The 11,916-nt window shown below is 36.2% G+C and carries 15 protein-coding genes; 8 read left to right on the top strand and 7 right to left on the bottom strand.

Annotated features, from left to right (window positions below; translation table 11 throughout):
• Positions 1–162: 162 nt before the first annotated feature.
• Both MVE01_RS06290 and MVE01_RS06295 read right to left on the bottom strand, forming a co-directional pair.
• Positions 163–441 (bottom strand): heavy-metal-associated domain-containing protein, encoded by a 279-nt coding sequence (locus MVE01_RS06290; RefSeq protein WP_472561325.1) that lies wholly within the window; start codon positions 439–441, stop codon positions 163–165.
• 9 nt (positions 442–450) lie between these two features.
• Positions 451–804 carry a thioredoxin family protein gene (locus MVE01_RS06295; RefSeq protein ID WP_472561326.1) on the bottom strand — a complete coding sequence of 118 codons (354 nt, stop codon included), beginning with the start codon at positions 802–804 and terminating at the stop codon, positions 451–453.
• A gap of 36 nt (positions 805–840) precedes the next feature.
• Here MVE01_RS06295 and MVE01_RS06300 point away from each other — a divergent pair, with 36 nt between their 5' ends.
• Genes MVE01_RS06300 through MVE01_RS06310 form a run of 3 tightly spaced genes read left to right on the top strand, consistent with a single transcriptional unit; the run spans position 841 to position 2,414 of the window.
• On the top strand, positions 841–1,062 hold the full coding sequence (locus tag MVE01_RS06300; RefSeq protein ID WP_472561327.1) for a hypothetical protein: 222 nt from the start codon (positions 841–843) through the stop codon (positions 1,060–1,062).
• On the top strand, positions 1,063–1,917 hold the full coding sequence (locus MVE01_RS06305) for a fructosamine kinase family protein (protein WP_472561328.1): 855 nt from the start codon (positions 1,063–1,065) through the stop codon (positions 1,915–1,917).
• Positions 1,914–2,414, top strand: a complete 501-nt coding sequence (locus MVE01_RS06310) for a protein disulfide oxidoreductase (RefSeq protein ID WP_472561329.1) — start codon at positions 1,914–1,916, stop codon at positions 2,412–2,414. Before MVE01_RS06305 ends, MVE01_RS06310 begins: the two co-directional genes overlap by 4 nt.
• Before the next feature lie 7 nt (positions 2,415–2,421).
• Here the strand turns inward: MVE01_RS06310 and MVE01_RS06315 are convergent, their stop codons facing one another.
• The 5 genes from MVE01_RS06315 to MVE01_RS06335 form a co-directional block, all read right to left on the bottom strand.
• On the bottom strand, positions 2,422–3,354 hold the full coding sequence (locus MVE01_RS06315; protein WP_472561330.1) for a sensor histidine kinase: 933 nt from the start codon (positions 3,352–3,354) through the stop codon (positions 2,422–2,424).
• 94 nt (positions 3,355–3,448) lie between these two features.
• Positions 3,449–4,078: a response regulator transcription factor gene (locus tag MVE01_RS06320; RefSeq protein WP_472561331.1), complete on the bottom strand. Its 630-nt coding sequence runs from the start codon at positions 4,076–4,078 to the stop codon at positions 3,449–3,451.
• Positions 4,075–4,869, bottom strand: coding sequence for a hypothetical protein (locus MVE01_RS06325; RefSeq protein WP_472561332.1), 795 nt, complete (start codon positions 4,867–4,869; stop codon positions 4,075–4,077). The genes MVE01_RS06320 and MVE01_RS06325 overlap by 4 nt, the downstream gene beginning before the upstream one ends.
• A 12-nt stretch (positions 4,870–4,881) precedes the next feature.
• Positions 4,882–5,364 carry a hypothetical protein gene (locus MVE01_RS06330; RefSeq protein ID WP_472561333.1) on the bottom strand — a complete coding sequence of 161 codons (483 nt, stop codon included), beginning with the start codon at positions 5,362–5,364 and terminating at the stop codon, positions 4,882–4,884.
• 235 nt (positions 5,365–5,599) lie between these two features.
• On the bottom strand, positions 5,600–6,997 hold the full coding sequence (locus tag MVE01_RS06335; protein WP_472561334.1) for a DUF3373 family protein: 1,398 nt from the start codon (positions 6,995–6,997) through the stop codon (positions 5,600–5,602).
• Positions 6,998–7,419: 422 nt separating this feature from the next.
• Here MVE01_RS06335 and MVE01_RS06340 point away from each other — a divergent pair, with 422 nt between their 5' ends.
• From MVE01_RS06340 to MVE01_RS06360, 5 genes are all read left to right on the top strand, one after another.
• Positions 7,420–8,085, top strand: coding sequence for a response regulator transcription factor (locus tag MVE01_RS06340; protein WP_472561335.1), 666 nt, complete (start codon positions 7,420–7,422; stop codon positions 8,083–8,085).
• Positions 8,075–9,223, top strand: coding sequence for a sensor histidine kinase (locus MVE01_RS06345; RefSeq protein WP_472561336.1), 1,149 nt, complete (start codon positions 8,075–8,077; stop codon positions 9,221–9,223). Before MVE01_RS06340 ends, MVE01_RS06345 begins: the two co-directional genes overlap by 11 nt.
• Entirely contained in the window at positions 9,217–9,576 is a 360-nt protein-coding gene (locus MVE01_RS06350; protein ID WP_472561337.1) for a hypothetical protein, read from the top strand. The genes MVE01_RS06345 and MVE01_RS06350 overlap by 7 nt, the downstream gene beginning before the upstream one ends.
• Positions 9,577–9,636: 60 nt before the next feature.
• The gene (locus tag MVE01_RS06355) at positions 9,637–10,923 is read left to right on the top strand and encodes a TolC family protein (RefSeq protein WP_472561338.1); all 1,287 of its coding nucleotides are present in this window, start codon (positions 9,637–9,639) and stop codon (positions 10,921–10,923) included.
• A partial coding sequence (locus tag MVE01_RS06360) for an efflux RND transporter periplasmic adaptor subunit (protein ID WP_472561339.1) occupies positions 10,920–11,916 on the top strand: 997 nt, incomplete at its 3' end. The genes MVE01_RS06355 and MVE01_RS06360, both read left to right, overlap by 4 nt.

An 11,916-nucleotide genomic window follows, 5' to 3' on the forward strand; every position in this document is an offset into this window, starting at 1 on the left:
TTGTTATACTCCCTTATGTGGTGCGATGGTAATCGCATCTTACAGAAATTTTAACTCGTAACGAAGCTCCAGCTTCGTTATGCAATATCGGTATCTGATTTATGTATAGACCCAATATACCGATAAAAAGTATCACAGCTGGAGCTGTGATACTAGCTAAAACTATGTATTCATCTTCCCAACAGCACAAGAGACAAAACTCTTTGCCGTAGTCGTAAAACCCTCTACAGTAGACAAATCTTCATCACTTATAGGGTAGCCTAGGCTTTTGAGGGCTTGGCGTAGGGCAGGGACTTGTGACTCTTCTATCTCTAGAGTGATTTGTCTTGGTTCTACTTCAAGGTTGACTTCTACTTCTCCAAACTCCTCTAAAAGTTTGGTTTTAAGGGTGTTGGCACAGCCTCCACACTTTACATTTACGACTTCAAATGTCTGTTTCATATTTGTCCTTTAGCTAAAAAGTCTGGAAAAGAAAGAGCCTTTTCCTGCCAGTTTGTCAATAAGATTAAAGTAATAGCTCTCATCTTTAAGCCCAAGTTCCGGATACTTTAATTTTTCATTCGGCATGACTACAATAGTGAAAGGGACAGATTCTATTTTAAAGGCTGAAGCAAGTTTAGGGTTATGACTTACATCACATTTTACTACAGGTATACCATTTTCCTCTCCATACTTTTCCAATCGTTCATCTATGAGTTTTGTCAACATTTGACAAGGTCCGCAGGTAGGGGAGTAGAAGTCTATAAAGACGGGCTTTTCATTGTTTTTAATGATATTTTCATAGTTTTTATCTGTAAGTTCCATGAGAGTAGTGTAACAATATTATGTTAAAATAGTGCTATGAAAGATACAATAAATATACATTTTAAACAAAGCACCATAGATGATCTTTTGGGATTTTCCGAGATCTTGAAAAAAGATATCAATACCATGATAGAAGAGGCGCTGGAGCAGTATTTCGAGAATGAGCAGAAGAAGCTCATAGAAAAAGGTATAGAAGAGGATGCCTCTATGACAAACTTGGATTATGATGAGTTTTGGGATGGATTGGATATCGGTTAAATGGAGTACCTTCAAGCAGAACTTTCTCAGTGTTTAAACCAAGAGATATGTTCTATAGATTTTTTTTCTCAAGGTCAGATTGGCGATATATACAAAGTAAATACTGCCAATAATACATATATACTCAAAACTTCACAACCCTCAGACAGGCTTCAAATAGAAGCAGAGATGCTTATAGATATTAAAAAATATAAAATAGGAGTGCCTGAAGTGCATGCTTCTTCAGAAACATATTTGCTGATGGATCTGATCGAAGAACAGAGTATCGGTACAGAGGCAGAAGCATTGGCAGCAGCCAGAGTTTTGACAGATCTTCACTCTGTAACCAATGAGAGCCGTATGTATGGTTACTATTATGATACGACTATTGCCTCTTTTGTGCAAAAGAATGAACAGACACAGTACAACTGGGGACTTTTTCTGGGACAGATGCGTATTATGCCTATGGCTCAGGTATGTTATGACAAAGGACAGATAAGCCACGAGACGGTAAGCCGGTTAGAAAGAGTGTGCCGTGACCTTTATAAGCGTATAGATATGAGCAAGATCACACCTTCGCTTTTGCATGGAGACCTGTGGAGAGGCGACATACTATTTAATATGAATGGTGCAACCCTTATAGACCCTGCACTCTATTTTGGAGACAGAGAGATGGAGTTGGCATTTATTGTCATGTTCCATACCTTTGGGAAAAGCTTCTTTGATGCATATAACGAAGTACATCCTTTAAGTAACGATTTTTATGAGACAAAGGTACCGCTTTATCAGATCTATCCGATACTGGTACATACAGCACTTTACGGCAGTACATACAGAGGAGAGTTGGAACAGGTATTAAAAAGGTTGCAGATATGAGTAGTAAATGGCATATAAAAAACATATTCAAAGAGATCATCATTGGAGGAATACTTTTATTTATATTAAGTAATATAATAAGTTATATCCGTAAACCTGAACTTGACAGCATATCGCTGCCAAAGATAGAAGCAGTGCTTTTGGACGGTAGCAGTTACAGAGTCAAAAAGGGCAGACCGTTGGTGATACACTTCTGGGCTACATGGTGTCCTACCTGTAAACTTGAAGCCGCCAATATACAATCGGTATCGGAAAAATATGAAGTATTGACTGTTGCTGTCAGCTCAGGAGAGAACCCCAAGGTAGAAGCGTATATGAAAGAGAGAGGATTGACATTTAAAGTCTTAAATGACAGTGACGGCAGATGGGCAGCGCAGTTCAAAGTCAACGCTTTCCCCACTACATTTATATATGACAGTAAAGGCAAGTTGAAATTTACAGAAGTCGGATACACGACAACCGCAGGGTTGTTCGCACGACTGAAGATGATGGACTAAAGGTGCCCTAAACTACTTTACTCATATCCAAATGAACAGTAACGATATTCTCTTTGACTTCCAAGCTCTTTGCTATGTCAAGTTGTTGACAGAGTTTCTCGACAATATGCAAGCCGATACCCAGACCCCGTTCATTCTCTTTGTAGAAACGTTCAAAAGCCTTGGTGGGGTTCTTGATCCCGTCATAAGAACTGTTTGCTATTGAGAGTGTTGTTCCCTGCATAGAAATCTTGATGAAACCGTCTGAAGTATTGTATTTACAGGCATTGCTCAGCAGGTTGTAAATGATCCTTGCAAAAGCGTTAGGGTCACTTTTGATGATACTGCTTTGAATGTTGACTTCCCAGTTCAGGTAGTCATACATGGGAGCAAAAAAATCAACCTGTTCCTGTACAATCTCCTTAAGATCGAATTTTTCTCGTTCAAATATTGCCTCTTTGAGGTATGCATCAAGATTGTTCTGCAGCATAGAGATAGTTTGAGCACTCTTGCCGATATTCTCTACTTCTTCATTGTCTGCATCCATCATCTTGAGATTGACAAGTATGGATGTAAGAGGTGTGTTAAGGTCATGAATGATGTCTTTGATGAACATCTCCAGAAGCTGCAGACTTTTTCGCAGTGGACTGAGTACATAAAAAGAGAAGAGTACTGAGATAAAAACAGCAATAAAAGAGAGTAGAAGAAACTGTCTTAATAGTGATATTTTTGTTCTATGAAGCAGTTTATAGTATTTGTTAAGCGGATAGAATACTTTTACTGCATCTTTTCTACTCTCCGGGAGAGGGACTAAAATATATATATTTTTTTGATCATGATAGAGTTCATAAAAGGTTTTTGTGCTTTTTTTTAAGGAAACTACATCAATGTCAAACCGGTCATCATCAAAAAAAAGACTATAGTTTTTCATCTCCAAAACAAGCTCTCTGTCAATATGCACTTTTTCAACTTTATAGTAAAAATAGAAAATAGAGACAAGAAAAATTTCGATCACAAGAAAGAAGAGGGTAAAACTCTTAAGCAGGGACTCTCTTTCAGATAATTTGATAACCGACTCCTCTCACATTGTTAATTTGAAGATCGAACTTTTTTTTGAGTTTGGAGATGTGTACCCTGAGTGTAAGGTCAGAAGGTTTGTCCAAAAGGGACATCAAATCATTCTTATTGACAGGATCGGGATAATGTTTAATGAGTGAAAGCAAAATACTCTTTTGTACTTTTCCTAAAGAGATAGATGATCCGTTATAGGAAATTTCCTCTTTTGTCATATCGATTTCAAAATTTTTGAATTGAAGTGCTTTTTGCAAAGTAGATGTTTTTGCTCTGATACGAATAAGAAGTTCTTCAGGATCAAAAGGTTTTTTCATATAGTCATCTGCGCCAGCAATAAAGCTTTGTGTTACAGAAGTGACATCCCTCAGTGCACTGATGATAATGGCAGGTGTATGATCGTCTGCATCTCTGAGTGCCTTAAGCAGGTCTATACCGTTAAGTAGAGGGACATTGATATCTAAAAGATAGAGATCATATCGGTTATCATAGCTCAGGTCTATGGCCTCTTCTCCATTTTTTGCCCAGTCAAGTTCATGACCATGGCTGCTCAGATACTTGATGAGTGTTTTGGAGAGACTAGGGTCATCTTCAAGAAGAAGAAGTTTACTCAAAACTTTACTCCAATGTTAAAAGAGAATAGGTGGTCATAGTCTGAAGAGTGGTTCAATGTACGTGCATAGTTGCATGAAATATAGAAATCATGCGGTAAAGTATAGTAGTTGAACCATGAGAGTGCTTTGTAGGATCTTATATTGGCATAAGGTGATTGTGCATAATTATAGGAGAGGGCACTGTACCATTTTTCAGTGAATGCATACCCTGTTCCTATGGAAAATGAGTGAAAATTCTCATAGTCGGTTGTGTCGCTGTTGCCACTGAATGTATAGCTGTAGTAGAGAAATATATTCTGTTTTGGGCTGATGAAGTAATCAAAATTTGTAGAAATGAAATAATCATTGTCCCTATCGATAGCATCATCATCCATAAAAGCAAACTTGGTTCCTACAGAGATTTTGGTATTTAATTTGTTTGTTTGAAAGAGGTATCCGGCTGTTAAATAAAGGTCATCTTCTGTGTCAATGAGTGTGTTAATGTTGGTTGCATTGTAATTGGTACTTGAAAGAGAAAAGTCCCATTTTTTGTAGTTGTAATTCAAAAAGAGATTAAGGATATTTGTTTTATTGGAAAAAGAGTTAAAGCTGATATCTTCACCTATTTGAAATGTAAACTTTTTTGTACCGGTTGTATCATAGGGACATCCGTTCTCATCAACGATCTTATCAAAAGGGGTATTGATACACAGATCATGTGCATCATCAACACCATCAATATCTTGATCATTCACTGCAAAAAGTGATGTTGTGAGTATCAATAAAAAGTAGGGTATAGGTAAAAACTTCATCTGTATCTCCGTTTATGTTTTATGAAAGGGTGTATTTATTTGATTTGGGATCGAAGTTGGAACCGATGTTGGAATTGGAACTGATGTCGGTACCGGAACCGATATAGGCACTGAAATAGGAACAGATGTTGGGGTTGATGTCGGAATTGAACTTGGAACTGTTGTCGGTGTGGAAGCTGGTGTTGGCTGTTGTGCCGTTCCCTGATGGTGACTGACCTGTTCTGTAGATGTATGCTGTGTAGGCTGAATGGTATGACCACCTAAAGAATGCTGAAGGTCAAGCATGATCTTTCTTCGGATCTCAATGTTCATATTCCGCAGTCTGATCTTCAGTCTGTTGATAGAAATTCGTCTGTTCATAGGGTTGCTTTTGATCTCTTTGACAAGTTCTTCTATGGTTTGTTCATCTTTATTTTGTTTGGTTTTCTTCTCTTTTGCATAGACTGTATTCGTTAACAAAGAAAAAAACAGAAGTAATATAGAGAGATATTTCATAACCTATCCTTATTTATATGATAATATAGTACTGATTTTAATTAAAAGTTTGCTTTGAACCCAAATCTCTTGTTAAAATATAAATTTTCTATTTCGAGATTTGGGTTGAAACTTGAAAATAAAAACTAAAAGTATCTATAGTGAGATGATAGTTAAGAAGTATTACTTTGTTGTTAAAGCAGGAAAGAAGATACTTGAAAGAGTGTCGTTTTTCAGACACTCTTTAAGTTAAATATTAAAACTGATATCTTAGGTACACTCTTACGTCCTGTGCTTTATCTACAATGTATTTTGCCATAGGTGAGTTTTTTGCATCCTCTATCTTCATGGCTGCACCGGTCGTACTTCCAAAGAAACCTTGACTTCCAGTATAATCATAATCCATATATGTATAGCGTGCCTGGAAGCTTAATCCATCCATGATCTCTTTTGTATAGTAGGCTTCATAGGCATTACCTCTTACAGCAAGTTTCGATCCTGCAACTGTATCTTCCGCATAGGTAAATGATCTCCAGTATTTGCTGCCATGATTGTACTCAAGTCCAAATCTTCCACCAAGCAATGCTGTTTGTGCACCAAACCAGTAGCTTGTACCTGTCTCTTTGTCAGGGCTTCCCAGCATTGTTTGGTTATTGTTAGGATCTGTTTGACTCACAGCAAATGAGGCAAAGAATTTTGTATTGTTAAAGTTTTTGGCATTATACGTCATCATAAAATCCGCAAGATCCATGTTTCCAACAGTGTCAAATCCCTGATTCGGGTTCTGTGGATCTTTAAGGTCGATCAGATTGGTTACATGCATGGCTTGAAGTTCTGCATGTAGTGCTTCGTCTGAATAGAAGACAAAATTCACATCAAACATATTGATATTTTTTCCCCAGTCAATATCTGGAGTAGGTGAAAGTGAAGGAGAGACATAGCTGGCTCCTCTACCTGCGGCAAATTTAACTTTCATTCCTGAAACACCTGTAATTTTGGAAAGATTGAAAGCAAGATGACCTCCGTCAAATTCAGCAGAGACAATATGTCCAAGAGGAGAGTTGGCTTTGGTGTCATCTCTCCAGCTTATGAGTTGATTGTAAGAAGTAGAGCGTCTTCCTACCCCAAAACTCCAGGGAAGTTTCCCGTCCAAAAGTGTATCACGATAGTTGATATAGGCATTTTTTACTCTAAATCTATCGTCTGTATTGGTCGTTGAAGCAAGCCAGTCAAATCCGTCAAAAGGTGCTTTACCTCCTGGATAGTAGATAAATCCTTGTCCAAAAACTTTGTTGAATGCCAGTTTGGTGTTGAAATCTATATGTTCATTTGGTTTATAACTGAAATTCAGCCAAAGTCTGTTTGTCAGCAGTGCATCATTTTTTGCAGTAGAACCATCTGCAAGGTCATAATGAAGATTGTCAACAGCAAAACGGTAGTCACCACTGATCTTTAATTTCCCGTAAGGAGAGTTGTTTTCTATTTGTGCTACAGGAGCAACATATTTTTCTTTGTGTGATGTTACTTTTTTATTCTTGGCAACCTGAAGTTCAAGTTGTTCTATACGTTTGAGTAGCTGTGCATTACTTGGTGTAGCTGCGTATAACGATGAGGTTGCAACAAATGCCGCAATACTTAATCCAATTTTTTTCATATTCTTTTTCCTTTGATATAAACTTCTTTGAGCATTAAATGCATCAAATATCATAAATAGATGCTATCTATCATATTTGATGCATTTTAAAATAATTATAAGTTATAATTTTTTTAAGGGAATGCTATATGAAAAGTATTACCAAAATGTTAATTTTAAATATAAAGCTGAATTTTTAATTTCTCAAAATCTAAGTAAAGTACAGTACTATTAGAGTCTAAAAAGGAATTATTTATAAGCAGATTATGAAGTAGGGGAATCTTGAATAATATTTTTTTGAGGTTCCCTTTAAATCATATGAAATATTTTCATATGTTTATTTACACTTTTCTATTCATATATAATTCACATTACTTTCTTATAATACAGAATATCTTACGTATGATAAGGGAAAAAATGATGAAAGGCCAGGGTAGATAAAGATGACTCCAACCCTTTTACTACTTGAAGATGATCTGCAGCTAAGCGATACGGTAAAACACTTTCTTGAACTGAAAGGGTACGAAGTCTATTGTGCATATGATGGTCTGCAGGCACAGGATATAGTCTATGAAAAACATATTGATCTTATGCTTTTGGATGTGAAAGTTCCATATATCAACGGTTTTGAGTTTTTAAAGAGTGTCCGCAGTGAAGGTAAAGAGATACCGGCGATATTCATTACTTCTCTGCATAGTACAGAAGATGTAGAACAGGGATTTGCATCGGGATGTGATGACTATATCCGAAAACCCTTTGCTTTAAAAGAGTTGCTTGTCAGGGTGGAGTCTCTGCTGAAACGTACTTTTGGTACACATGATGATAAAATAGAGTTAAAGGAAGGGCTTGTTTTTGATACGAAAGAACTGCTTTTAATACAGGATGAACAAAAAGTATCTCTGAAAACAAAAGAGCTGAAACTATTGGCACTTTTTTTGCAGCATAGTAATGAACTTTTGGAATATGAAAAGATATTTGAAGCCTTGTGGGAATATGGTGAAGAACCAAGTCCGGGTTCACTTCGAACCTATATTAAAACACTTCGTGCAGCCATAGGCAAAGAGAAGATAGAGACGATCAAAAATATAGGATATCGTTTTGTTAAGTAGTGAGAAAAGAAGTCTCATCCGGTTTTTACTGATCTATCTGACTTCTACCTTCTTGCTTTTTTCTTTAGCTTCCTGGATATTTTACAGCTCTGCTAAACATCACTTGCTTGACCAACAAAGAGAAACATTGAAATATGAAGCAGAACATATCAAGTCACAGTTAAGAGTACTGCACAGATCAGATGCTAAAATACTGTACTATCCTAAAAGTAAGCATATACAATCTGCTATCTATGATCTCGACAAAGCCTATATATTCGGTACTTTTAAGACAAAGCATACCCTTAATGACCATAAAGATGAAAATGTTCTTTATCATATTGTAAAAATAGAACCCTACTATCTGGGCGCAGCATACCTTCTTGTATCCAAAGAAATAGATTTTAAACCTATTGAAGATTTACAAAAGAATATACTTTTTTTTATGTTCGCAGCTGGGATCTTTTTCTCTATATTGGGATATTTCCTTGGAAGACTGTTTGTGGCACCGATGCGTGACTCCATTGAACAGATGAATCATTTTATTCAAGATACAACTCATGAACTCAATACGCCTATTAGTACTATACTAACCAATATTGAGATGATAGAGACTTTTGGGAAACATGAAGAGAGTAGAAAAGAACTGAAACGTATAGAAATAGCATCTAAAACACTCAGCCGTATTTATGATGATCTGACCTATTTGAACCTGAATCATCATTATCACCGTAAGATCATTACACTCAATATGAGTGATCTTCTTAAAGAACGTATCATTTATTTCTCAGCAATGGCTGAAGCAAAAGGCTTGAAAGTCACGATAGATATTGAGCCGGATGTTATTTTTAAAATGGATAAAAATGATGCCGTGCGTTTGATAGATAATATTATCTCCAATGCGATCAAATATAATAAACCCAAAGGTATACTCTATATCAAACTTACCAAGGATGCTTTTATTGTAAAAGATGAAGGTATAGGTATTAGAGCAAAGGATCTTACTACTATCCTACAGCGTTTTAAGCGGGCAAATAAAAGTGAAGGCGGGTTTGGAATAGGACTTGATATCGTTGATCAGGTAGTACAGAATTATGGATTTGATCTACGGATAAAATCTCAGGAAGGTAAAGGTACGGAGGTAATGGTCAAATGGTAAAAATAGTTTTTATTTTAAGCTTTATGAGTCTATGGGTATGTGCAGAAGAGTTGGATGTACAAGAACAGTCTGTTGAGCAGAATTGTTTGCATTGTCATCAACAACAGCAGATACCCAGCAACTTGATCTACAAACGTTACTTGATGAAGTACAGTACTGATAAGCGTATGGAAAAGGCGATATTTTCCTATTTAAAACATCCTGACAAAGTCCACTCCATTATGCCTTCTGCATTTTTTTCAAAATTTCCTATGAAAAAATCTACAACAATGGATGACAGGCGTTTATATAAATATATTGAAAATTATTTAAAGATCTTTGATATCAAGAAAAAACTGGTTTTAGAGAAGTAGTTCACATTGGGTTTATATATAAAAGATATCCTATCGACATAAAATGATAGGAGTATCTTTATGAGACAACTTTTCTTACTATGGTTCATCACGGTATCTGTATATTCAGATACTCTGAATGGACTTATAGCATATGCTACAAAGCACAGTACAGTCATAAAACAAAACCAAGCACAACTCACACTCTCGGAACTAAAACGTAAAGAGAGTCAGGCACAAAATTTTGGTGAACTCAATGTAGTTGGAGACTATACTCACTACAATATAGAACGTACTCTTGCACCACTTGTACCTAGCTCTATTGCTGGTGGTTCACCTATAACAACGAGTAAAGATATCTACTCTGCTGGGCTTAAATATACAGTACCTCTTTTTACAGGGTTTGCACAGACAAGACAAATTGAGATAGATTATATTGCTGAACAGATGAGTCAAGCAAGTGTGAAGCTTACTAAAGAGCAGTTGGCATATAATATTCGTTCACTCTATCTCTCTATTTTGGCACAACAAGAGATACGTAATGCCCAACACATCTATGCAAAAGCACTTCAAAAACTGAGTAAGCAGATTGCCTATGAGGTGAAGGTGGGTAAAAAAGCTAAAATAGACTTACTTAAGGCACGATCAGATGAACAAGCTGCACGTACACAAGAAAATATACTCTCTTCAAATATAGAGACAACCAAAGCTTCACTCTCTGCATTGGTAGGGAAACGTGTAAAAAAACTACGTCCAATAAAAATCAAAGTGAAAAAACCGCACTACTCTGTAAGTAGACTGTATGCAAAAACTATACATCTGGCTAAAGTTGAAGTAGAAAATATGGCACTTAAAAAAGCAGATAAAATGATAGCAAAGAGTAAAGCTTCTACGTTACCACAGGTGAACCTTGCTGCATATGCAGGTAAAAACTATGGAGAAGACATAGCCACAAATAATTGGGATAACGAAACCCTCTGGCAAGTAGGAGTAAATGTGAGTTACAATCTTGTGGACTTTGGCAAAAGAGATATCGCTACACAAAAAGCAAAGATAGCCAAAATGCAAGCAGGATTTAAAAAAGATCAGACCCTGCTAGACTTAAAAAAACTACTCACACAAGGTGTTGAAAAAGTTAAACAGAGTTATGCAGAGTATTTAGGCAAGAGTGCCCAATACAGACTGAGTAAAAAAGCACAAAATATTGAACAGGTACGTTATAACAATGATGCAAGTACCTTAAATGATTTACTCTTGGCAAAAGGGAAGACATGGTTGGCACAGGCAAAAGTAATAGAGAGTAAATATAACTATCAAAAGAGTAAGTTTTATATAGATTATCTATTGGAAAGAGGAGTAAATGAATGAAAAATAAAAAAATGATTATCACGGTACTTGTGGTATTGGCTGTTGTTGTTTTAGGTATAAAAGGAAAAGGTTTACTTGAAAAGCGAAAAGAAGAAGTAGTCAATGAAGCACTACCCAGTACAGTACAAGTGAGTATAGAAGTTGTGAAAGCAAAGCAGGGTACATTGAGAAACTCAGTCTCTTTTTTAGCACAGGTGCTTTCAGATAAAAGCATCAAACTTTCTACCAAGTTGGCAGGGTATGTTGAAAAAGTTATGGTAGAAGAAGCACAAAACGTGAAGAAGGGAGATATTCTTGTTATGATTGATACAGTTGAACTAAAGTCAAACATTGAAGCCCTTGAATCAACGTTTCAGGCGCAAAAAAATGATGTACAACTGGCACAAAGTATCTATGCACGTAATCAAAAACTATATGAAGTAGGAGGACTCTCAAAAGAGAAACTCGATATTTCAAAAGTGACACTTGAGACGAAACAATCTATGTTAGAGAGTAGCAAACAAAAAATCGCACAACTAAAACATCAATTGAGTTATTTGAAAATAGTAGCACCTTTTGATGGTGTAGTAGATGCAGTACTACTTCATGAAGGAGACTTGGCAGCCACAGGTAAGCCTATCATAGCTATGAGTAATGGAGAAAAAAAACTGCTCTTTTCTTATGCTCCAAGCAAAAAGAACAGTATTGCTAAAGACCAAATGGTACTTTTTAATGATGAAAAAATTGGACATGTCAAATCTATTTATCCAACCTCTAAAAATGGTCTTATTTCAGCAGAAGTAAGCCTTTCAGAAGCACTTTCTTATCCTGTAGGGACGAATATCAATATTGATGTCCTTACAGAAGAAGAACAGGGGTGTCTATTACCTTCAGACACTTTAGTACATAAAAAAGAGGGTACTTTTATTATGGTACACAGTAATGGTAGTTTCAAATCCATGAAAGTAAATGTTGGGATTGAAAATAATAATGAAATCATTGTGACACCTTGTC

This window comes from Sulfurovum sp. (genome assembly GCA_026990595.1).
GTDB lineage: Bacteria > Campylobacterota > Campylobacteria > Campylobacterales > Sulfurovaceae > Sulfurovum.